The organism is Phenylobacterium sp. CCH9-H3 (assembly GCF_001557235.1).
Taxonomy (GTDB): Bacteria; Pseudomonadota; Alphaproteobacteria; order Caulobacterales; family Caulobacteraceae; genus Phenylobacterium.
Genome location: NZ_LSJI01000123.1, coordinates 1 through 19858, shown reverse-complemented (window position 1 = coordinate 19858; position 19858 = coordinate 1). Strand labels below are relative to the sequence as shown.

The following is a 19858-nucleotide window of genomic DNA, read 5'->3' as shown; positions in this document are numbered from 1 at the left end:
GGGGCGGCGCAGGCCGCCGACTTCGTGGTGGTCTCGTCGACCGACCCGGCCATCGCGCGGGGAACGGAATACGCCAGCGGCCAGGCGCTGCAGATCGCGCCCGGCAAATCCGTCGTGCTGATCGACCCGGTCGGAACCGTAAAGCGCCTCACCGGAACGGCGGCGCCCGTGACCCTGCCGCGCCGCCACCTGGCCAGCGTCGACGCCGAGCGCCTGGCGGTGGTGAAGCTGCTGGTGGCGCCGCCGCGCATGCGCCGGGCGATGCCGACGCTGAACCCGACCTGCCCCGCCGCCGACCTCACCACCTTCGATGGAATCCTGACGGTGGCTCCGGTGGACGGCTGCCTCACCCGCGCCCGCGAGGCCTTCGAGGCCTATGTGAGCAAGGCCGCGGGCCCGGAACCTGCCGCGTAGCGCCGCCAGAGCAGGACGAAGCCCATCACCGCCCCGGCCAGCCCGACCAGGATCGGCGCGGCGAACGTCTGGCCGGCGGCGACCATCGCCGCGCCCGCCAGGCAAGCCGCCGCGCAGCCCAGGTCCCACCCGGCCTCGGTCGCCACGCTGAAGCGAAGCGGACAGGGCGAGGCCTTGGCGAGGTTGTAGAGCGGCGTCATCAGCGCCGGAACCCAGAGTGCGGTCACGAGGGCGCCCAGGGCGTTGGCCGTCACCGCAAGCCAGGGCGAACCCACGCTGGCCGCGCGCAGGCCGAGGACGGCCACCGCCACGACGAAGGCCACGACCGCCGCCGATCGCCCGCGGCCAGCGTCGATGTGCCGGCCGATGACGAGGCTGAACACCGCCCCGACCAGCGCCGCCAGCGCCATGGCGCCGCCGTAGGCCGTGAAGCTCTCGCCCAGCGAGACAAACAGCGCCAGCTCCCAGACATAGGAGTAGCCACCGGCGAACAGGCCGTCGCAGGCCATGAGCCCCATGCCCGCCCAGGCGGCCTTGAGGCTCCCCGGCGCTTCGGCGGCGACGGCTACCTGAGGCGCGCCCAACAACGGCAGCGCCGCCGCGGCTTGGATCGCCGCGACGCCGAGGAAGGCCGGCCAAGGCCCTGCGAACACCAGCGCCCAGCCGCCCAGCAGCGGCGCTGCGATCCCGATGATCGCGGTCAGGGCCTCGCGCGCGCCGACCTGCCCGCCCCGGTGCTCGTCGTCGCCGACGCTGGCGAAATAGGCGTGGTAGGAGGTCCAGTAGAGGACGCTGCCGATCGGGCCCACCGCCACGACCGCGGCGAAGGCCAGGTCCATGCCCTGCACCAGGGGCAGGAGCGGGAACGTCGCCGCCTCCAGCACGGTGCCCAGGATCAGGGTGGCGCGCAGCCCGATGCGGCGGGCCAGCGGCAGCACTAGCGGGCGCAACAGGAAGCGGCCGGCGTTCATCGCCGCCATGGCCACGAGGACCATGGGCGCCGGCACGCCCGCCCGCAGCAGAAACACTAGCACGAAGACGCCGCCCGCGCCCTGGGCCAGCGCCTGGACGCCGGAGTGGAGATTGACGCGGTTGATCGCGTCGTTGCCGAAGAAGCTCATGGAAGGCCTGTGAACAGAGACGCGTGCAGGCTCACGGCCGCAGGGCGGCGGAGCCCGGGGCTCGGCGGACTTGCGTCAGTCGCGGAGGCGCTCTGTGCACATGGGCGAAGTTACGCACGCCGCCAGGGCGTGCGCAAGCGGGCGGTCAGATCCGCCGGTATTCGATCTTCGAACCATCCTCCAGCTTGCCCTTGAGGGCCAGCCAGGCGCCGGAGGCGTCGTAGAAGTCGTCGATCTCGGCCTCGCCGCGGATCTGCCAATGGCCGGGCTTCACCTTGGTGCAGGTGACCTTGAGCAGCTTGGCCTCCTGCTGGTTGAACAGGGGCTTGCCGAAGCTGGCCTGGTTCCAGTGGCTGAGCGGCGCGGCGTCGGCCGGACCGCGGACGGCGCCCTTGGAGCCGGTGATCTGCACATAGCCCGGCATGGCGCGGGCGGTGGTCTTCTGGATCTTGCCGTTGCCGTTGGTGGTGGCCTCGATGCTGGCGAACTTGCCGTTCGCCCAGCGCTCCACGGCGTTGTGCTTGTATTTGTAGACCGGGACCGGGCCGATCTTCACCACCATGTCCACCTCGGTCGAGACAGTCTGGCTGACCTCGTCGCCTGCGAAGGTCATCTCATGCTCGCCGACATGGGCGCCATTGCGGAAGACCTGGAAGGCCAGGCGGCGCGGAGCGGCCAGCGCCGCGCCGGGCAGCAACAGCCCCACGCCGCCGGCGATCAGTTCGCGTCGTCCGAGAAGGCTCATGTCGAATTCCTCTAGCGCCCACGCGCCAGTCTAGTCGGCCTATACGGTCGATCTAGTGCCCTGGACGCGGCTTATAGCTGCGGGGCTCGCGCACCGGCAGGGGCTTCTCCGGCGGCTTCTGCCCATGCTGGGGCGTCGCACACGACCGGGTGAAGGGATAGGCCAACACCGGGCTCTGCTGCTGAAGACCGTGGGTCATCGCTCGTCTCCCTCTCGCCGGGCGATTCATGACTCACGCGGCCGCCTGAAGCGAATCGGCCGGGCGCACATCCACGTGAACGGTCATGTTCGTGGCGCCCGGATCGCCAAAGATCGCCCCGCTTATCGGCGTGGCCTCCAGCGGCGTGCGCGCCACCGCCACCGGGATCAGGTCGCCGCTCTCGGCCAGGGCGTTCGTGGGGTCGAACTCGGTCCAGCCCAGGTCGGGCAGGAAGGCCTCACACCACGCGTGGGTGGCGCCGGCGCCGCGGATCTCGCCATGGGCCGGCGAGTAGAGGTAGCCGGTCACGAAGCGGGCCGCGTAGCCCAGCCGCCGCAGCGCCTCGACCATCAGCCAGGCGAAGTCCCGGCACGTCCCCGCGCCCAGCCTCACCGTGTGCGACGGTTCCTGGGCCGCGCCCAGGTCGCGGGGCTGGTACTCGAAGGTGTCGTGGATGGTCTGGTTCAGCCGCAGGATCAGCTCCAGCGCCGGCTCGTGCGGGCTGCCGACCTGGCCGCGCAGCCACTTCAGCAGATCGCCGTCCGCGTCCTCGGTGGCGGGGTCGATGAAGGGCGCGAGCACCGTCCGATCCTGCGGCGCGTAGACGATGGGGGTCGCCGTCTGCGGATCCTCGATGCGCGGATCGGTCAGCTGGGCCGGGTAGCGCTCGATCACCAGCTCGCTGGTGATGGACAGCGCCGTCGACTGGCCGCCCGGGGTGAAGCAGCAGACCGAGTTGCCCAGGGCGTCGTACAGCCAGCGGGTTTCCCCCGGCGGAGAGACGGTCAGAACTGCATCCACCACCCGGATGGCGTGGCTGTCGCGCGGGCGCAGCAGCAGGCGGTGCTGGGCGAAGGCCACTGGGCGCTCGTAGGCGTAGGTTGTCTCGTGACGGATGCGGAGGCGGGCCATGCGGGGCGGAACCGTTCGCGCGGGTTACGGTTCCGCGGCTTGCGGCGAAGCCTGCGCCCATGCGAGCACAGGCTCATGACAACTGACGTGATCGTGGTCGGCGGTGGGCACAACGGCCTCACCTGTGCGGCATATCTGGCGGCGGCCGGCCTGAAGGTCACGGTGCTGGAACGCCGCCGCGTGGTGGGCGGCGCGGCGGTGACCGAGGAATTCCATCCCGGCTTCCGCAACTCGGTGGCCAGCTACACGGTCTCGCTGCTGAACCCGAAGGTGATCCGCGACCTGGAGCTGCCCCGCCACGGGTTGAAGGTCGTCGAGCGGAAGATGGCCAACTTCCTGCCGCTGGACGGCGACCACTTCTTCGTGGGCGAAGGCCGCACCCAGGCTGAGACGGCGCGGTTCTCGCAGAAGGACGCCGAGCGCCTGCCGGCCTACTGGGATCGCCTGGACGCCATCGCCGACGTCCTGCGCGAGCTGGTCATCCAGACGCCGCCCAACCTGGTCGAGGGCGGGCTGAAGGACGCTATCCCCGAATTGATCAAGAGCGCCGCCATCGGCCGCAAGCTCTCGCGCCTCGACCTGACCGCCAAGCGCGACCTCCTGGCCCTGTTCTCGCAATCGGCCGGCGACTGGCTGGACGGTTGGTTCGAGAGCGATCCGATCAAGGCGGCCTATGGCTTCGACGGCGTGGTCGGCAACTACGCAAGCCCCTACACGCCCGGCTCGGCCTATGTGCTGCTGCACCACGTCTTCGGGGAAGTGAACGGCAAGAAGGGCGCCTGGGGCCATGCCGTCGGCGGCATGGGCGCGATCAGCGGCGCCATCGCCGCCTGCTGCCGCGAGCGCGGGGTGGAGATCCGAACGGATACCGCCGTCGCCGAGGTGCTGACCGAGAAGGGTCGGGCGACCGGGGTCGTGACCGCGTCCGGCGAGACGTTGAAGGCGCGGGCGGTGGTCTCGAACCTGCATCCGCAGCTGCTCTTCCAGAAGCTGGTGGATCCGGGCGTCCAGCCGGCCGACTTCGTCGAGCGCATCGCCCGCTACCGCTCGGGGTCGGCCACCTTCCGCATGAACGTGGCGCTGTCCGAACTGCCCCGCTTCACCGTGGCGCCGGAGCCGGGCGACCACATGACCGGCGGCATCATCATCGCCCCGACCATGGCCTATATGGAGCGCGCCTACGACGACGCCCGGGCCTACGGATGGTCGAAGGCGCCGATCGTCGAGATGCTGATCCCGTCCACCCTGGACGACAGCCTGGCGCCCGCGGGCCGCCACGTGGCCAGCCTGTTCTGCCAGCATGTGGCGCCGGAGCTTCCCGGGGGGCGGTCGTGGGACGACTGCCGCGAGGAGGTGGCCGACCTGATGATCGCCACGGTCGAGAAGCACGCGCCGGGCTTCGCCGCCTCGGTGGTGGGCCGCCAGGTGCTGTCGCCGCTGGACCTGGAGCGCACGCTCGGCCTGGTGAACGGCGACATCATGCACGGCCGCCTCAGCCTGGATCAGCTGTTCTCCGCGCGCCCCGTCCTGGGCGCCGGCGACTACCGCACCCCCGTGAAGGGGCTCTATCAGTGCGGCGCGGGCACGCACCCCGGCGGCGGGGTCACCGGGGCCCCCGGCCACAACGCCGCGGCGGAAATCCTTCGCGACGTGCGGCGGCGGCGGATCTAGGTCGATCCGCGCAAGATCGCGACAGGCGCCGCAACCGCCGGACAGCACGGCGTCCTGGCCGGGCGCATCCTGCCTTCGTGTTCAACGGAGGAGGCCGCCATGGCCAGCAAGACTTCTCACCGCGTCGCCGTCCTGGCGCTCGCCGTCGCCGCGGGCCTCGCCCTGATTTCGGGGCGATCGGCCTCTGCCCAGGATCTGGAGGCGCGCAACACCGAAATCGTCCGGGAGGCGCTGAAAGCCTGGGGCGAGGGCCGGCCTGGCGGGCCGTACGACCTGCTGGCGGATGACGCCGTCTGGACCATTGCCGGCCGTTCGGACGCCTCGCGCGTCTACGCGAACAAGGCTGACTTCATCGACAATGTGATCCGCCCCTTCGGCGCGCGCATGTCCAAGGGCCTCACGCCCACGGTGAAGGCTCTCTACGCCGACGGCGACACGGTGGTCGCTCATTTCGACGCCGAGGGCGTGGCCAAGGACGGCCTTCCCTATCGCAACACCTACGCCTGGTTCCTCACCCTGAAGGACGGCCGGATTGTCCGGGCGACGGCCTTCTACGACGCCATCGCCTTCAACGAGCTCTGGCGGCGGGTGACGCCGTGACCGCCTGGGCTACCGGGCTCTCCAGTGGGCGCCGATGAACTGCCGCAGATCCCGGTAGGCCACGATCTCCATCTCGCGAAGGGCGGCCTGCTTCTCGGCCAGGCCGCCCGCATCGAAACGGGCGCGCGCCTGCGAAACCGCCTCCGCGTAGGACGCATAGCGCGCGGCGTCGCCCGACAGCAGCCGGTCGTCGTTGATCACCCGCAGCGCCAGGGCGACGACCAGGGCGCCCACGGTGACCTCCAGGGCCAGCTTCACGTCCGTGTCCGCAGGCGTCCGCCCGGTGGCCAGCAGCACGCCCGCGACGGCGCCGGTCACCGCGGCGGCGGCGACCAGCAGCAGGCTGAGGCGACGCACCGCGGTCGCCCGCTGGCCGGGCGCGCCCAGCGAGTCGCTGAGCTTCCGCTGCACATAGTCGAGCTGGGCGTCGAGTCGCTGGCCGCGGAGCAACGACAGCAGCAGGTCCAGTTCCGGCGACGGCTCGGGCGGCTTCGGTGGCGTGACCCACTCCGGGGCCACCCAGGTCTCTGCGTCGTCCACGGGACCGGCGAGCTTCGGCACCTGGCCTGGCAGGTCTTCGGGCTTCGGCAGCAGCGGGAGCAGGCGCGCCCGGGCGCCCTTCCATTCGCCGAGCGCGGTGTCGCTGGTCATCGCCCGCGCCACGAGGTCCAGGTTGTTGGCCACCGCCTGGAAGTAGAGCGCCCGGACCCGCTCCGCCCCGAAGCGCTGCGCCAGCCACCGGGCTTTCGAGCTGGCGCCGAACTCGTGGAAGGCCATCAGCCCGAGGCCTGCGATGGTCAGGGCGGCGGCGGCCAGGCCCATATAGCGTTCCGCGCCCACGGCCAGAGGTGCGAGCGCCGCCAGGCCCAGACCCAGGGCGGCGAGCGCTACCGAGATCAGGCCGAAGCGCCGGTCGCGCCGTCCGTGGCGCGTGGCGGGCGGGTCGTACCGCGCGAAGAGGGCCCGGAGCTCCGGCCAGTCCAGCACCCGCAAGCCGGCCGGATGCTTCGCCCCCAGGGCGGCGCGCGCCTCCTTCGTCTGCAGCACGTCGTCGTTAGTCCAGTCGGCCAGGCGGTCCTCGAACAGGCCGCGCCGTTCGCCCAGGTCCCCGACGGCGCCTGCCGCATTGGCCGTGGTCATCGCAAAGCTCCCCAATCGGCGAGGTCCCCCGACGACGCCTGCCGCGCAGTATAGCGAAGCTTCCCTAGAGCGCCTTGCGGAACTCGCTGGGCGTCACCCGCGCCAGCCGGCGGAAGGTGGCGGTGAAGGCCGATGGCGTCTGGTAGCCCACGGCCAAGGCGATGTCGGTGATCGCCAAGCTGCGCTCGGCGAGCAGCTGCCGCGCCCGCCCCATGCGCAGCGCCGTCAGCCAGTTGTGCGGGGTCTGGCCCGTGGCCGCCTTGAACGCCGTGCAGAAGTGGAAGCGGCTGAGGCCGACGAGGGCCGACAGCTCCTCCAGGCTGATGTCCTGGTCCAGCCGGTCCTGCATGTAGCCGGTCACGCGCTTCACCTGCCAGTCCGCGAGACCTCGCCGGGGCGCGAGGTCCGTGACCGTCCCCGCCGACGAATGGGCGCGGACCAGCTGGGTGCAAAGCAGGTCGATCGCCTGCTCCACGAACAGCCTTGAGGCGGGGTCGCCTACCAGCGTCTCGTTGCTCAGCATCTCCAGGATCCGGCCCGCCGCGGCGTCTTCGAACCCGACCCGGCTGATCAGCTCCACCTTCCGGCCCTGCGCCAGCACGTCGGCGCAGGCCTGCAGCCGGGCGTCGGTGAGGTAGACGTGGGAGACTTCGATGGGGCCTTCGATGTCCCAGCGCCCGTCATGCCCATCCGGGATCAGGGTGATGCTGCCCGGGCGGGTGCGCGAGGTCAGCCGCAGCCCGTCGGTGCGCCAGGCGATGTCCTGGGCCGCGCCGTAGTAGGTCATCACCACGTGGCCCGTCAGGCCCTCCAGGTGATCGTGCAGGGCGCCGTGGCCCCCGCGGCGCGTCAGGCGGGTGTCGCCGCGGAGCACCTCCTCGACCAGGGCCGGCGGCGCCTTGACGATACGCCCGATGGCGCCGAGCGCGGCGCTGCCCGCGTCAGACCTCGCTTCGTCGTCTCTCACCCCTGTCGGCACGCCCACCATCGCGATCGTTCGGTCGCCGCAACATCGCGACAATCCCCGAAATCCGCGAACGGCGCCACCTCGGCCCGGTCCGTACCGTCAGACCATCGGAACACGGTCAAGACGGAGACGGAAATGAACCCTCACCTGATCACCACGCAGCAGGCCCAGGCGGTCATCGCCGCCGCCGCGGCCAGGGCCGCCGAACTGGGCGTGCCGGTCAACGTCGCCATTCTCGACGCAGGCGCTCACCTGAAGGCCTTCGACCGGATGGACGGCGCCGTCCTGGGCTCCATCGACGTGTCGATCGGCAAGGCCCGGACCGCGATCCTGTTCGACGCCCGCAGCGAGATCGTCTGGGACTACTGCAAGCCCGGTGCGCAGGCGCCCGGCCTCGAGAACACCAACGGCGGCCTCGTGCCCTTCGGCGGCGGCATCCCGCTGCGCAGCCGGGACGGCCAGACCCTGGGCGCCGTGGGCGTCTCGGGCGGCGCCGTCGCCCAGGACGTCGCCATCGCCGAGGCGGCCGCGGCCGCCTTCGCCGCCTGAACCCACCCTCTCAACCTGGCCTGACGGCCCATTCAGCTCGAAAGGAAACGACCATGACCAAGACCATCCTCATCACCGGCGCGGGCTCCGGCTTCGGCGAAGCCGCCGCCATCGGCATGGCCAGGAACGGCCACCGCGTCATCGCCACGGTGCAGTTCTCGCCCCACGTCATGCCGCTGCGCGAAAAGGCCAGGGCGCTCGGTCTGGACAACCTGGAAGTCCTGAAGTTGGACCTGCTCGATCCCTACGACGTGGCCTACGCGCAGAAGCTGGCGCCCGAGGTCGACGTGCTCTGGAACAACGCCGGCGTCGGCGAGGCGGGGCCGGTGTTCGAGATCCCGCTGGACCTGGTTCGCCGCAACTACGAGGTCAACGTCTTCGCGCCTCTGGCGCTGACGCAGGGCTTCGTCCGCACCTGGATCGACATGGGCAAGACGGCCAAGGTGGTCTTCACCTCATCCATGGGCGGGCTGTTCACCCCGGCCAACTGGGGCGTCTACGTCTCGACCAAGCATGCCCTGGAAGCGGTGGCGGAAGCCATGCAGCAGGAGGTGGCGGCCTATGGGATCAAGGTGCAAACCATCAATCCGGGCGCCTACCACACCGGTTACAACGAGACGATGGCCGACACGCCCTTCCGCTGGCTGGACGATGCGAAGAACGTCACCAAGCGCGCGGCTCTTCGCAAGGAGTTCGACGACTTCTTCGCTTCGCCGGGCGGCGCCATGGATCCCCAGGAGATGATCGATCGGATGATCGAGATCGTGCCGGCCGACGAGGGCAAGTTCCGCAACGTGGTCCCGCGAGCTGTCGAGGACATGCTGAAGGCCCATCAACTGGCGGCGTGGGACGCGCGGATCTGACCTCCGTCCGACCCGGTTCCGCCCGAAGCCGCCGGCCCCGCGCCGGCGGCCAAGGCGCGTGGATTCACGAGGCCGCGAGGCGGGCCCGACGGGGCAGCCGGGTGCGGATCCACCAGAACGCGGTGAGGGGCAGGGGCGCGAGGCCGAGGACAGAGGGGACGATACTGGCGCGGATCGCCTCGGGAATACGGTCCTGCTGTCCGAAGAAGAACGAGCCGGTGGCGACGAACAGCGCCAGGCCCATCCGCCAGAGATGGCGCACGGTGCGGTCGCGTCCGACGACGCCGCCGCGCCGGATCATTCTCAGGTCGCTGGCCGCCGCCAGGCCCGCGATGGCGCCGAAGGCGTAGACCGTGGCGAAGCCGTCGGCCGTTCCGGTCCCCAGGCCCCACGGAACCAGGGCCAGGCCCATGGCGGCGATACCCAGTGGCACGAGCACCGCGCCACGCTCGAAAGCGCCGACCTTGCCCGGCCGCCGCCGCACCGTCGCCCAGCCTGTGGCCACCAGGTAGAGGGTGAAGATCGCCGCGGTGGTGTTGGTCCATCGCCCGTCGGCGAGGAATGGGGCGGTGACGGCGGCCACGCCCGTCATGGTCAGCATCGAGACGAAAAAGACCGTTCCGGCAACGGTGTGCCAGCGGCCGCCCTTGCGGGCGAACATGGCGACCCCGCCGGAGAGGATGCCCGCGGCGCCGCCCGCGATATGGAGCACGAGCAGCAGGGCGGCGCCGAAGTGCAGGATCCAGGGCGCGCCGGGAGGAGCTTCGAGGGTCATGACGTTGCCTTTCAGAGCCTGGCGAGGACGTTGGCGAGGACGGGGCTGAACATGCCGACCCACGTTCCGAAGATGCCGACGCCCATGAGCAGGGCGCCGAGGAAGACCGCGCCGGCCGCCGAGACTCGCATCGCGGCTCCGCCGCCGGCCTTGGCGCGCAGGTAGAGTTCGAGGACCAGGAGCGGGACGAGGTAGCCGCCGAAGCTCCAGACATCGAAGAAGTCGCCGGGCTTGGGCAGGACCTTCCCGGTCGCCATGTAGGCCATGCCGTAGGTCGCCATCCCCAGCCGCAGGAACCAGACGCCGTTGGCGACCATGAAGGTGCGCATGGCCCAGCGGCGGTGGGCGGCGAAGTCGCGGGTCACGGCGGTGCGCCAGGCCAGGCCGCCGAACGCCAGGATCAGGACCGCGTCCAGGGTGATGGCGATGACGGCGGGGAGGCCGGAGTCGGTGGGCCGGCCCCAGGTCATCCACAGGCCGACGACGCTGGCGGCCATCGCCGTGATCATGAAGGCCCGGCCGATCCAGCGGTGGACCGCCGGCGCCCGTGCACGGATCTGCGGCACGAACTGGAGCGTACCGCCGAAGGTCACCACGGCCGCCATCAGCACGTGCGCCGCGAAGGCCAGGTTGCCGACGGTGTCGCCCGGCACATAGCCCTTGATGAGCATCTTGTTCTCGTTCCAGGCGGCGAAGTTCCCGCTGAGCGAGGTCGGTGCGTAGACGGCCAGGATGTAGGTCAGGAACAGGGCCTGGCCGGTCACCGCGGTAGCGAACCAGAAGCCTGCGGCCGCCTTCAGGGCGCGTTCCGCCGTCGCCCGGGCGGAGCCGCCGGGCGTCAGGACTGCAGTGGTCATGGGATCATCTCCGGAAGGGGAGGGGGGTCAGCTTGGCTCGCGTCGTCGTCGGAGCCAGATGGCGGCGGCCAGGAACACGGCCGCGAACAGGAAGCCGAGCCAGAGGTCGGGTTGGGCCAGGACGCGGAGGGGAGCGACCTGGCCGACGTTGTCGATGGCCGCCTCCGCCTTGCCGTCGACGCTGAAGGCCTGGGCGAAGCCGCCCAGCAGCCGCTCGCCGATGAAGCTGCCGATGTGCGAGGTGCGCAGCGCCAGGCCTTCGAGGATCGCCGGGATCGCGAACGGCGCCAGCGCCCAGAGGATCGGCGTTCGCCGCGCCCAGGCCGAGACCAGTAGGAACCAGGCGAACACCGGCGCCTGCCAGAGGGCGTTGACGATCAGGCCGTAGGGCAGGACCACCCACATCGTGGTCAGGTCCGCGTGCTTCCACAGCACGGCGGGGCTGATCCCGTTGGCCACCGTCACAACCGTGCTCCAGACCAGCATCAGAAGCTGGATGGCGAAGACCACCGCGAAGGTTACGACCGGCGTCACCACCAGCGGCACCGCAGCCTTCGACAGCACCGTCATCCGGTCGGACACCGGCAGGGATTTCCAGAACAGCAGGCTGCGGTCGCGCCGCTCGCCCTGCAGCGCGCCCAGCGAATAGAACACCGCCACGAGCAGGCCCGTAAGCAGCACGGCGAGGGCCATGAAGCTGTAGGAGGCCATCAGCATGTCGCCGTCCTTGGCCGCGCCCGCTTCCAGGCTCCGCAAGGCTGCGGGCAGGCCGAACGTGCTGAGCAGGGCGCCGACCAGGGCGACGGCGCCGATGAGCACGGGCGCCGCCAGGACCGCCCCGTGCTCCCACAGTTCGCGCCGCACCGACCAGTAGAACACGCGGGTCCAGGGCAGGGCGGTCATTGCGGGCCTCCCACGAGCGCGACGAAAACGTCCGCCAAGCTGGGATTGCGCACCTCGCCCAGGGTCGCCAGCCGGTCCCTGTCGGCCCCATCGAAGATCAGGAGGCTGCGGCCGAACAGCTGCCGCTCGTGGATGGGCCGGAACGTCCGCGCCGTCGCCAGGTGCTCGGGCGCCGCCAGCAGCTCCACATAGCGGGCCTCGAACGCTTCCATGCTGCAATCCAGCACCACGCGACCGCGGTCCAGGAACACCACGTCGGTCAGGATGTGCTGCACCTCCTCCACCTGGTGGGTCGTCACCAGGATCGTGCGGCTTCCGTCGAAGTAGTCGTTGAGCAGGCTGTCGTAGAAGGCCTTGCGGTACAGGAGGTCCAGTCCCAGCGTCGGCTCGTCCAGCACCAGCAGGCGCGCGTCGATCGCCATCACCAGCGCCAGGTGAAGCTGGGTGACCATGCCCTTGGACAGCTCGCGCACCCGGCTCGCCTTGCGGATGGAGGTGCGAGCCAGGAACCCTTCGGCCTTGGACCGGTCGAAGCGCGGATGCACGCCGGCCACGTAGTCCAGCGCCTGCCAAACCCGCATCCAGCGTGGCAGCACCGCAACGTCGGCGATGAAGCAGACCTCGGTCATCAGCTGGTCGCGCGCCGCCCAGGGATCCAGGCCCAGCACCTTGAGCTCGCCCTGGTAGGCGGTCAGGCCCAGCATCGCCTGTAGCGCCGTGCTCTTGCCCGCGCCGTTCGGGCCGATGAGGCCGACGATGCGGCCCGACTCGACGGTCAGGTCGACGCCACCCAGGGCCACGGTGTCCTTGAAGGCCTTGCGCAGGCCGCGGGCTTCTATGCAGGCCATGCGCTCAGCCCTTCCTCGTCGGCTTGTCCGGCTTGCCGAGTAGGTCGCCGGCCAGTCCAAGGCGCTGGATCGTGGCGAGGATTTCGGGCCACTGTTCCGTGAGAAACCGTTCCCGTTCGGCGGCAAGCAGCAGGTCGCGCGCCCCGGTGTTGACGAACATCCCAAGCCCCCGCCGCTTCTCCACCAGCCCCTCGTCGGTGAGCTGCTGGTACGCCTTCAGCACGGTGAGCGGATTGACCCGGCTCTCGGTCGCCACGTTGCGCACCGAGGGCAGCGGATCGCCCTCCTTCAGCAGGCCGTCGAGGATCATGGCGACCACGCGATCGCGGATCTGGCGGTAGATCGGCTGACTGTCGTTCCACTCTGGATCCATCGCCCGTTCCGAATGGCCTGCACGCCCCCGCGCCAGGCGACCGAGACCGTGAGTCTGGACCCACGTCATCTGATCTGGTGTTATATAAGACTATAACACCGGACGAAGGCAAGCCCTCTGTTGCGACCTGGGCCCCCGCCCCGCAAATACCCCCGCGTGATACAAGCCGGAAACGAACCCGCCCTACTGCGGTCAAGCCTTGGAACGATGGTGTCCGGGCTTGAGGGACACCGGTTCATCTCTCCCCCCGGACCGATCGTCCCGAAGCGCTCCTGAACGCGGCTCCCCCGTAAGAACGCCCCCACGTTGGGGGAGCCGCAACCGGGCCTGGTGCGCGCGGGCCACGAGGGTCTCCGACGCGGTGACGTTAAATCGGAGACCCTCGGCCGAGCTCGCGGGCAATGCAGCCCCACCCGCGCCCGGAAGGCGTTGCGCCTTGCGCGAAGAATAGAGAGGCCCCTGCCTCGAGGGACGGTGCAGGGGCCGGCGGGTTCCGCTCCGCATCGGGGGGATGTGGGACCGGGCGCCGCAGCTTGACAATGCGCGTCCACGGCAACGGTTCCACGCTTCGCGATATGTCGGCGATCATCGGCGACAAGGAAATCGCCACGGTCTCGCTTGCGCGAACAAAGCGGGAACATTATTCTCGTCGCGTGCCGCCCCTCGACCTCAAGCGCAAGCTCGCCATCCTCTCCGACGCGGCAAAGTACGACGCCTCCTGCGCTTCGTCCGGCAGCGTCAAGCGCGACTCGCGGGGCGGGAAGGGCGTTGGTTCCACGGACGGCGGGATGGGCATCTGTCACGCTTATGCGCCGGACGGCCGCTGCATCAGCCTGCTGAAGATCCTGCTGACCAACTTCTGCGTCTACGATTGCGCCTATTGCGTGAACCGGGTCAGCTCGAACACGCCGCGTGCGCGGTTCAGCGTGGAGGAGGTCGTCGACCTCACGCTCAGCTTCTACAAGCGCAACTACATCGAGGGTCTGTTCCTCTCCTCGGGAATCATCCGCTCGGCGGACTACACCATGGAGGAGATCGTGCGGGTCGCGCGGACCCTGCGCGAGGTCCACGACTTCCGCGGCTACATCCATCTGAAAGTGATCCCCGAGGCTTCGCCGGCCCTGGTGAACGAGGCGGGGCTCTACGCCGATCGGGTGTCGATCAACATTGAGCTGCCCAAGGACGAGAGCCTGGTCGCCCTGGCGCCCGAAAAGGACGTGGCGGGCATCAAGAAGGCCATGGGCGCGGTGAGGGTGTCGGAGGAGGCGTCCAAGGAAAAGGGCCGCAAGGCTTCGCCGCCCAGGTTCGCGCCCGCCGGCCAGTCCACCCAGATGATCGTCGGCGCCGACGCCGCCACCGACGGAGCGATCCTGAAGCGCAGCGAGAGCCTCTACGGCGCCTACCGCCTGCGCCGGGTCTACTATTCCGCCTTCTCGCCGATCCCCGACGCCACCGCCCGCCTGCCGCTGCAACGCCCACCCTTGGTGCGCGAGCACCGGCTATATCAGGCCGACTGGCTTATGCGGTTCTACGGCTTCGAGCGCGCCGAGATCATCGGCGAGACCGAGGACCTGGACCTCGCCATCGACCCCAAGCTGGCCTGGGCGCTGCGCAACCGCGGCGACTTCCCGGTGGACGTGAACACCGCCGAGCGTGAGCGGCTGCTCCGGGTGCCCGGCCTGGGCGTGCGCGCGGTGGACCGCATCCTGGACGTCCGCCGGTTCAAGCGGCTGGAGCTGGCGGACGTGAAGCGGCTGTCCCGCAGTATCGAAAAGCTGAAGCCGTTCCTGGTCTGCGCGGACTGGAGCCCGGGCGCGCTCACTGACGGCGCCGATCTGCGGCGGAAGGTCGAGCCACAGCAACTGGACCTCTTCTGATGGAGGTGGTCCGCCTCGCCCACGAGACCGATTTCGCCGGCTGGCGCCAAGCCGCGCGGGGCCTGCGGGCCCGCAAGGTTCCGCCCGAGGCCGCGCTGTGGACGGTGGACGGCGAGGCCACGCTGTTCGGCGCCGCGGCCGAGCCCGGTCCACCGACCGACGTCAAAGCCGAGTTCCGGGTTCCCAAGGCCTTCGTCGACCTCGCCGCGCGGGTGATCCTGCACCGTTCCAACGAGCGCTTTTCGTTGCTGTACCGGCTGCTCTGGCGGCTGCAGGACGAGCGGGACCTGATGCATATCGCCTCGGACCCGGACCTCGCCCGCGCCAACCACTTCGCCAAGGAGGTCAGCCGGGCGGCCCACAAGATGAAGGCCTTCGTGCGCTTTCGCCTCGCACAGGACGAGGTGGGCGAGGCCTACGTCGCCTGGTTCGAGCCGGCCCACCGGGTGACCGAGGCGACGGCGCCCTTCTTCGCCAGACGCTTCGCCAACATGCGCTTCTCGATCCTGACGCCCGACGCCTGTGTCCACTGGGACATGGCGGAGCTGAGCTTCACGCCGGGCGCCGATCCTGCCGATGCGCCCAGCGAGGATGCGCTGGAGGACTACTGGCGCACCTACTACGCCTCGATCTTCAATCCGGCGCGGCTGAAGGTCGGAGCGATGCAGAAGGAGATGCCCAAGCGCTACTGGCGGAACCTGCCCGAGGCGGCGCTCATTCCCGAGCTCATCGCCCAGGCCCAAGGCCGCACCGACACCATGGTCCGTCAAGCTCCCACAGAACCCAACCGCCGCGTCGTAAGGACCGCGATCCGCAACAGCCGCGATGCGCCGTGGGACGGCCAGGCCCCGACCTCGCTGGATGAGGTGGTGGCGGGCGTCGACCGCTGCCGCCGCTGCGACCTCTGGCGCGACGCCACTCAGGGCGTGCCGGGGGAGGGCCCTGCCGGCGCGCGGCTGCTGTTCGTCGGTGAGCAGCCCGGCGACCAGGAGGACCTGGCCGGCAAGCCGTTCGTCGGGCCGGCGGGCCAGGTGTTCGACCGCGCCTTGGCCGAGGCGGGCGTGCCGCGCACCGAGACCTACGTCACCAACGCAGTGAAGCACTTCAAGCACGAGCTGCGCGGCAAACGACGGATCCACAAGACGCCCGACGCCGGCGAGGTCGCCGCCTGCCGCTGGTGGCTGGATGCTGAGCGGCGGATCGTGCGGCCCCGCGTCATCGTCGCCCTGGGCGCCACCGCTGGCCTCTCGGTGTTCGGCAAGCCGACGCCCATCGGCAAGCTCCGCGGCCAGGCGCTGCAGCTTTCCGACCAGGCGCAGGGGGTGGTCACCTACCACCCGTCCTACCTGCTGCGCGTCCCAGACGCGGCGGCCAAGGCGAAGGCCTACGCCATGTTCGTCGAGGACCTGCGGTTCGCCTGGACGCTGGCGGCCTAGACCGAACCGGCCTTCTCGATCACCAGGATGCGCGCCGGGCCGACAGGATGCGCCACGTGCTCGTCGCCGACGTCGGCGATGAACATGTCCGCGGGCCCCAGGATCGTCGTGTGCTCGCGGCCGTCCTGGCGCCAGCGCATCTCCACCTCGCCGTCCAGCACCAGGAAGACCTCGGCGCCGTCGTTGACGTGCCACTTGTAGGGCTGGTCGGTCCAATGCAGGCGCACGCTGGCGCCTTCGATCGCGGCGAGGTCGCGGGTGCCCCAGGCGCGGTCTGCGGTGAACTGGCGGGCGTCGGTGACGATCTTCGGCATGGCGTTCAGATAGGCCCGCGCAAGCGGCGCCGCTAGCGCCGGCGGAGGCTGGCGGCGGCGTAGGCCGCGCCCAGCAGGGTCAGGCCGGCGCCGTAGGCCAGGAAGGCGGTCCGGTAGTCCGAGGCCTGGGCCACGAGGCCGAAGCCCAGGATCAGGACGCCGTTGGCGCACTGGGTGGCGAAGCCCTTCACCGAGGCGACGGTGGCGCGGGTCTCCATGCGGATGGCGTGGTGGAAGCGGGCGTCGGCGCTGACGTCCACCAGGCTGTAGAGGCCGAGGTAGATGAGCGGCAGGACCACCGACCAGGCCTGGTGCGTCGCGGCGGCCGCCACGATGCTGAGGCCGCCGAGGCAGGTGAGGCCATAGGACCAGCGCACGTCCAGGCCGCGGATGCGGTGGGCCAGGATGCTGCCGACCGCCTCGGCCGTCGCCAGGGCGGCGATGAAGAGGGCGATGGCGGACTTGGTCAGGCCCACGTCGCGGCCGAAGAGCTGCCAGTAGTCGGCGGTGGCGTAGGCGACGGCCTGGACGCCGGCGATGAAGGCGATCAGGGCCGGGACGCCGGGCAGGCTCAGCGCCTCGCGGGCGCCGCGGCGCAGGTGGGCGAGGTAGTCCCAGTCGGCGACGGCGACGGCCCGGGGCGCGGCGGGCAGCCAGAGCGCCGAGGCGGCGGCGGCCACGCCGGCCAGGGCGCTGGCGAGGATCAGGGCCTCGTAGCCCAGCGGCGCGGCAGCGGCGGCGGTCAGCGAGGCGGCGACCAGGCCCACGCCGCGGGCGGCCTTGGCGCGGCCGAAGACCCGGGCGTACTCGGCCTCGCGCCCCAGGGCCTTGAGCTCGTCGTAGACCACGGCCTCGAAGGCGCCGGACATGGTGGCGCTCTTCATGCCCCACAAGGTCATGCCGGCCAGGAAGCCCCAGAAGCTGGGGACGGCCAGCCAGACCAGGAAGCCCGCCGCCCGCAGGAGCTGGGAGATCGCCAGCAGCCAACGGCGCGACATGCGGTCGGCCAGGACGCCGCAGGGGATCTCCAGCAAAAGGCCCGTGGCCGACCAGGCGCCGAGGGCCAGGCCGATCTGCGCCGGCGACAGCCCCTTCTCGGCGAACATCACCGTGTAGAACGGGACGATCAGCAGGAAGGTGTCCAGGAACCTCAGCGCGCAGGCGCTGAGGACCAGCCGGTTCAGGCGTCGAACCCGGCTTCGGCGAAGTCCAGCATCCGCTTCAGCAGGGCGTCGACGTCGCCTTCGCGCGTCAGGCCGCCGGAGAGGTGGTGCAGGCGGTCGAACTCGGCGAAGCGGTTGTTGTGGACCATGCCCAGCACGAAATGCAGGCGCCAGTAGACGTCTTCCTTGGGCAGGTCGGGGCGGGCGGCCATCAGGGCGCCGGCGAACCGCTCCAGGTGGCTGACGTCGTTGCGCAGCACCTCGCGCATCTCGGCCGTGCCCTCGGAGCGGGCGCGGATGATGAACTGCACCGAGATGCGGCGGTCGTTGTCGGGGTTGGCCCAGCGCAGGGGCGGGGCGAAGTAGGCCTCGAGGATGTCGCGCACCGGCGGCTTGCCGTCGTGGCGGGCGGCCGCCTCGTGCAGCATCCGCGCCCGCTCGCGGTTCAGCTCGGAGGTCCGCCGGCGGAAGATCTCGAAGAGCAGGGCGTCCTTCGAGCCGAAGTGGTAGTTCACGCTGGCCAGGTTCACCCCCGCCTCGGCGGTGATGTCGCGCACCGAGACGTTCTGGAAGCCGTGCAGGGCGAACAGCCGCTCGGCCGCGTTGAACACGGCCTGCTTGGTGGCGGCCTCGGCCTCTTCGGTCTCGGACGGGTCCTGAATCAGGGGATCGGTCATGCGAATCCCATAAGCGTTACCCGATGCTAGGCCTATCGCGCGTTCAGCGCGACAGCTCCCGCATCGCCTTTTCCAGCCCGTCGATGGTCAGGGGGAACATCCGGTCGCCCACCAGCTGCTTCATCACCCCGATCGAGGGCGTGTAGTCCCAGTGGCGCTCGGCGGTCGGGTTCAGCCAGACCATGTGTTCGTAGATCTGGGCCACGCGATCCATCCAGATGGCGCCGGCCTCCTCGTTCCAATGCTCCACCGAGCCGCCCGGATAGGTGATCTCGTAGGGGCTCATGGTGGCGTCGCCGACGAAGATCACCTTGTAATCGTGCGGATATTTGTGGAGCACGTCCCAGGTGTTCATCTTCTCGGTGTGCCGGCGCCGGTTGTCCTTCCACACGCCCTCGTAGAGGCAGTTGTGGAAGTAGAAGAACTCCATGTTCTTGAACTCGGAGCGCGCGGCGCTGAACAGCTCCTCGCAGACCTTGATGTGGCTGTCCATGGACCCGCCGACGTCGAGGAACAGCAGGACGCTGATCTTGTTGCGCCGTTCGGGACGCATGTTGATGTCGAGGTAGCCCTTCTCGGCCGTGCCCTTGATGGTCGCGTCCATGTCGAGTTCTTCGGCCGACCCGTCGCGCACCCATTTGCGCAGGCGCCGCAGCGCCACCTTGATGTTGCGGGTGCCGAGCTCGACGGAATCGTCGAGGTTCTTGTACTCGCGCTTGTCCCAGACCTTGATCGCCTTGCCATGGCGGCCCTTGTCCTGGCCGATCCGCACGCCCTCGGGGTGATAGCCGTTGGCGCCGAAGGGCGAGGTGCCGCCGGTGCCGATGGCCCGGTTGCCGCCCTCGTGGCGCTCCTTCTGTTCCTTGATCCGCTGGGCCAGGGCCTCCATCAACTTGTCGAAGCCGCCCATGGCCTCGATCTGGGCCTTCTCCTCCTCGGTGAGGAACTTCTCGGAGATCTTCTTCAGCCACTCGGCGGGGATGTCGGCGGTGATCCCCTCGCCGTCCACCTTCTCCAGGCCCTTGAAGACGTGGCCGAACACCCGGTCGAACTTGTCGAGGTTCTTCTCGTCCTTCACCAGGGCGGCGCGCGAGAGGTAGTAGAAGTCGTCCACCGAGCGGTCGATGACCTGCTTGTCCATCGCCTCCATGAGGGCGAGGTATTCCTTCAGCGTCACGGGCACCTTGGCCTCGCGAAGCTCGGTGAAGAAGCGCATGAACATCGGCAGCTCGCGTCGAACGGTCGTTTGAACGCGAAGGATGGGGCCGCGGGTCCGCGATGTCCAGTGCGGCCGGGGTCGCGCCCGCGCGCAGGGGCGCGGGGTCGTCGTTCGATGGCAGGCGAAGGGGGGCCGGCGCGGACGGGTCAGGCGGAGCTGCGCCACGGGTCGGACGGGTCGGGGCCCGGCGGCTGGGGCGCGGGAGCAGGCGGCGGCGCAGGGGAGGCCGCGGGTG

General features: G+C 70.1%; 22 protein-coding genes. 7 read left to right on the top strand and 15 right to left on the bottom strand.

Translation table 11 applies throughout. The annotated features are described in order from the left end of the window. Positions 1 to 414, top strand: a 414-nt coding sequence (locus AX721_RS27905; RefSeq protein ID WP_197422545.1) for a hypothetical protein, incomplete at its 5' end; no start/stop codon positions are given. On the opposite strand, the gene AX721_RS12365 is transcribed toward AX721_RS27905, so the two are convergent. The 4 genes from AX721_RS12365 to AX721_RS12355 form a co-directional block, all read right to left on the bottom strand. Further along, positions 375 to 1535, bottom strand: coding sequence for an MFS transporter (locus AX721_RS12365; protein ID WP_068876315.1), 1161 nt, complete (start codon positions 1533 to 1535; stop codon positions 375 to 377). The two genes, AX721_RS27905 and AX721_RS12365, sit on opposite strands and share 40 nt — an antisense overlap. A 145-nt stretch (positions 1536 to 1680) precedes the next feature. Further along, positions 1681 to 2280 (bottom strand): DUF6134 family protein, encoded by a 600-nt coding sequence (locus AX721_RS12360; RefSeq protein ID WP_068876314.1) that lies wholly within the window; start codon positions 2278 to 2280, stop codon positions 1681 to 1683. A gap of 52 nt (positions 2281 to 2332) precedes the next feature. Next, on the bottom strand, positions 2333 to 2479 hold the full coding sequence (locus tag AX721_RS27370; RefSeq protein WP_156467147.1) for a hypothetical protein: 147 nt from the start codon (positions 2477 to 2479) through the stop codon (positions 2333 to 2335). 33 nt (positions 2480 to 2512) lie between these two features. Then, on the bottom strand, positions 2513 to 3391 hold the full coding sequence (locus tag AX721_RS12355) for a transglutaminase family protein (protein ID WP_068876313.1): 879 nt from the start codon (positions 3389 to 3391) through the stop codon (positions 2513 to 2515). A gap of 75 nt (positions 3392 to 3466) precedes the next feature. On the opposite strand from AX721_RS12355, the gene AX721_RS12350 reads away from it, so the two are divergent. Further along, positions 3467 to 5062 (top strand): NAD(P)/FAD-dependent oxidoreductase, encoded by a 1596-nt coding sequence (locus AX721_RS12350; protein WP_068876312.1) that lies wholly within the window; start codon positions 3467 to 3469, stop codon positions 5060 to 5062. A 99-nt stretch (positions 5063 to 5161) separates the two neighbouring features. Next, positions 5162 to 5662, top strand: coding sequence for a nuclear transport factor 2 family protein (locus AX721_RS12345; protein ID WP_068876311.1), 501 nt, complete (start codon positions 5162 to 5164; stop codon positions 5660 to 5662). Positions 5663 to 5671: 9 nt separating this feature from the next. Here AX721_RS12345 and AX721_RS12340 read toward each other — a convergent pair whose 3' ends face one another. Continuing rightward, positions 5672 to 6802, bottom strand: coding sequence for a hypothetical protein (locus tag AX721_RS12340; protein WP_068876310.1), 1131 nt, complete (start codon positions 6800 to 6802; stop codon positions 5672 to 5674). Between the two features lie 64 nt (positions 6803 to 6866). Beyond that, positions 6867 to 7769, bottom strand: a complete 903-nt coding sequence (locus tag AX721_RS12335) for an AraC family transcriptional regulator (protein WP_197422544.1) — start codon at positions 7767 to 7769, stop codon at positions 6867 to 6869. A gap of 135 nt (positions 7770 to 7904) precedes the next feature. On the opposite strand from AX721_RS12335, the gene AX721_RS12330 reads away from it, so the two are divergent. Both AX721_RS12330 and AX721_RS12325 read left to right on the top strand, forming a co-directional pair. Further along, entirely contained in the window at positions 7905 to 8318 is a 414-nt protein-coding gene (locus AX721_RS12330) for a heme-binding protein (protein WP_231733391.1), read from the top strand. A gap of 53 nt (positions 8319 to 8371) precedes the next feature. Further along, entirely contained in the window at positions 8372 to 9181 is an 810-nt protein-coding gene (locus tag AX721_RS12325; RefSeq protein WP_068876309.1) for an SDR family oxidoreductase, read from the top strand. 64 nt (positions 9182 to 9245) lie between these two features. Here AX721_RS12325 and AX721_RS12320 read toward each other — a convergent pair whose 3' ends face one another. The 5 genes from AX721_RS12320 to AX721_RS12300 are packed head-to-tail and all read right to left on the bottom strand — an operon-like array spanning position 9246 to position 12937. Further along, positions 9246 to 9956: a hypothetical protein gene (locus AX721_RS12320; protein WP_068876308.1), complete on the bottom strand. Its 711-nt coding sequence runs from the start codon at positions 9954 to 9956 to the stop codon at positions 9246 to 9248. Positions 9957 to 9967: 11 nt separating this feature from the next. Continuing rightward, entirely contained in the window at positions 9968 to 10813 is an 846-nt protein-coding gene (locus AX721_RS12315) for a DUF2306 domain-containing protein (RefSeq protein ID WP_068876307.1), read from the bottom strand. A 27-nt stretch (positions 10814 to 10840) separates the two neighbouring features. Further along, positions 10841 to 11716 carry a hypothetical protein gene (locus AX721_RS12310; protein ID WP_068876306.1) on the bottom strand — a complete coding sequence of 292 codons (876 nt, stop codon included), beginning with the start codon at positions 11714 to 11716 and terminating at the stop codon, positions 10841 to 10843. Continuing rightward, positions 11713 to 12564, bottom strand: a complete 852-nt coding sequence (locus tag AX721_RS12305) for an ABC transporter ATP-binding protein (protein ID WP_068876305.1) — start codon at positions 12562 to 12564, stop codon at positions 11713 to 11715. The genes AX721_RS12310 and AX721_RS12305 overlap by 4 nt, the downstream gene beginning before the upstream one ends. A gap of 4 nt (positions 12565 to 12568) precedes the next feature. Further along, positions 12569 to 12937: a GntR family transcriptional regulator gene (locus tag AX721_RS12300; protein ID WP_068876304.1), complete on the bottom strand. Its 369-nt coding sequence runs from the start codon at positions 12935 to 12937 to the stop codon at positions 12569 to 12571. A 653-nt stretch (positions 12938 to 13590) separates the two neighbouring features. Between AX721_RS12300 and AX721_RS12295 the strand changes: the two genes are divergently transcribed. Next, the gene (locus AX721_RS12295) at positions 13591 to 14814 is read left to right on the top strand and encodes a putative DNA modification/repair radical SAM protein (RefSeq protein WP_068876316.1); all 1224 of its coding nucleotides are present in this window, start codon (positions 13591 to 13593) and stop codon (positions 14812 to 14814) included. Continuing rightward, positions 14814 to 16250, top strand: a complete 1437-nt coding sequence (locus AX721_RS12290) for a UdgX family uracil-DNA binding protein (protein WP_068876303.1) — start codon at positions 14814 to 14816, stop codon at positions 16248 to 16250. The genes AX721_RS12295 and AX721_RS12290 overlap by 1 nt, the downstream gene beginning before the upstream one ends. Here AX721_RS12290 and AX721_RS12285 read toward each other — a convergent pair. Genes AX721_RS12285 through AX721_RS12270 form a run of 4 tightly spaced genes read right to left on the bottom strand, consistent with a single transcriptional unit; the run spans position 16247 to position 19626 of the window. Beyond that, positions 16247 to 16564 (bottom strand): cupin, encoded by a 318-nt coding sequence (locus AX721_RS12285; protein WP_068876302.1) that lies wholly within the window; start codon positions 16562 to 16564, stop codon positions 16247 to 16249. The two genes, AX721_RS12290 and AX721_RS12285, sit on opposite strands and share 4 nt — an antisense overlap. 32 nt (positions 16565 to 16596) lie before the next feature. Further along, complete coding sequence (locus AX721_RS12280; protein WP_255355336.1) at positions 16597 to 17718, bottom strand: MFS transporter; 1122 nt, start codon at positions 17716 to 17718, stop codon at positions 16597 to 16599. Positions 17719 to 17744: 26 nt separating this feature from the next. Continuing rightward, positions 17745 to 18404, bottom strand: a complete 660-nt coding sequence (locus tag AX721_RS12275; protein WP_068876300.1) for a TetR/AcrR family transcriptional regulator — start codon at positions 18402 to 18404, stop codon at positions 17745 to 17747. A gap of 43 nt (positions 18405 to 18447) precedes the next feature. Then, on the bottom strand, positions 18448 to 19626 hold the full coding sequence (locus tag AX721_RS12270; protein WP_068876299.1) for a VWA domain-containing protein: 1179 nt from the start codon (positions 19624 to 19626) through the stop codon (positions 18448 to 18450). Between the last annotated feature and the right edge of the window lie 232 nt (positions 19627 to 19858).

What these genes read in the sequence shown, in the direction of transcription:
- AX721_RS12285 (WP_068876302.1), bottom strand. Translation starts at nt 16,564, where the DNA reads ATGCCGAAGATCGTCACCGACGCCCGCCAGTTCACCGCAGACCGCGCC.
- AX721_RS12365 (WP_068876315.1), bottom strand. Translation starts at nt 1,535, where the DNA reads ATGAGCTTCTTCGGCAACGACGCGATCAACCGCGTCAATCTCCACTCC.
- AX721_RS12320 (WP_068876308.1), bottom strand. Translation starts at nt 9,956, where the DNA reads ATGACCCTCGAAGCTCCTCCCGGCGCGCCCTGGATCCTGCACTTCGGC.
- AX721_RS12290 (WP_068876303.1), top strand. Translation starts at nt 14,814, where the DNA reads ATGGAGGTGGTCCGCCTCGCCCACGAGACCGATTTCGCCGGCTGGCGC.
- AX721_RS12305 (WP_068876305.1), bottom strand. Translation starts at nt 12,564, where the DNA reads ATGGCCTGCATAGAAGCCCGCGGCCTGCGCAAGGCCTTCAAGGACACC.
- AX721_RS12345 (WP_068876311.1), top strand. Translation starts at nt 5,162, where the DNA reads ATGGCCAGCAAGACTTCTCACCGCGTCGCCGTCCTGGCGCTCGCCGTC.
- AX721_RS12330 (WP_231733391.1), top strand. Translation starts at nt 7,905, where the DNA reads ATGAACCCTCACCTGATCACCACGCAGCAGGCCCAGGCGGTCATCGCC.
- AX721_RS27370 (WP_156467147.1), bottom strand. Translation starts at nt 2,479, where the DNA reads ATGACCCACGGTCTTCAGCAGCAGAGCCCGGTGTTGGCCTATCCCTTC.
- AX721_RS12350 (WP_068876312.1), top strand. Translation starts at nt 3,467, where the DNA reads ATGACAACTGACGTGATCGTGGTCGGCGGTGGGCACAACGGCCTCACC.
- AX721_RS12355 (WP_068876313.1), bottom strand. Translation starts at nt 3,391, where the DNA reads ATGGCCCGCCTCCGCATCCGTCACGAGACAACCTACGCCTACGAGCGC.
- AX721_RS12300 (WP_068876304.1), bottom strand. Translation starts at nt 12,937, where the DNA reads ATGGATCCAGAGTGGAACGACAGTCAGCCGATCTACCGCCAGATCCGC.
- AX721_RS12325 (WP_068876309.1), top strand. Translation starts at nt 8,372, where the DNA reads ATGACCAAGACCATCCTCATCACCGGCGCGGGCTCCGGCTTCGGCGAA.
- AX721_RS12310 (WP_068876306.1), bottom strand. Translation starts at nt 11,716, where the DNA reads ATGACCGCCCTGCCCTGGACCCGCGTGTTCTACTGGTCGGTGCGGCGC.
- AX721_RS12270 (WP_068876299.1), bottom strand. Translation starts at nt 19,626, where the DNA reads ATGTTCATGCGCTTCTTCACCGAGCTTCGCGAGGCCAAGGTGCCCGTG.
- AX721_RS12360 (WP_068876314.1), bottom strand. Translation starts at nt 2,280, where the DNA reads ATGAGCCTTCTCGGACGACGCGAACTGATCGCCGGCGGCGTGGGGCTG.
- AX721_RS12340 (WP_068876310.1), bottom strand. Translation starts at nt 6,802, where the DNA reads ATGACCACGGCCAATGCGGCAGGCGCCGTCGGGGACCTGGGCGAACGG.
- AX721_RS12315 (WP_068876307.1), bottom strand. Translation starts at nt 10,813, where the DNA reads ATGACCACTGCAGTCCTGACGCCCGGCGGCTCCGCCCGGGCGACGGCG.
- AX721_RS12275 (WP_068876300.1), bottom strand. Translation starts at nt 18,404, where the DNA reads ATGACCGATCCCCTGATTCAGGACCCGTCCGAGACCGAAGAGGCCGAG.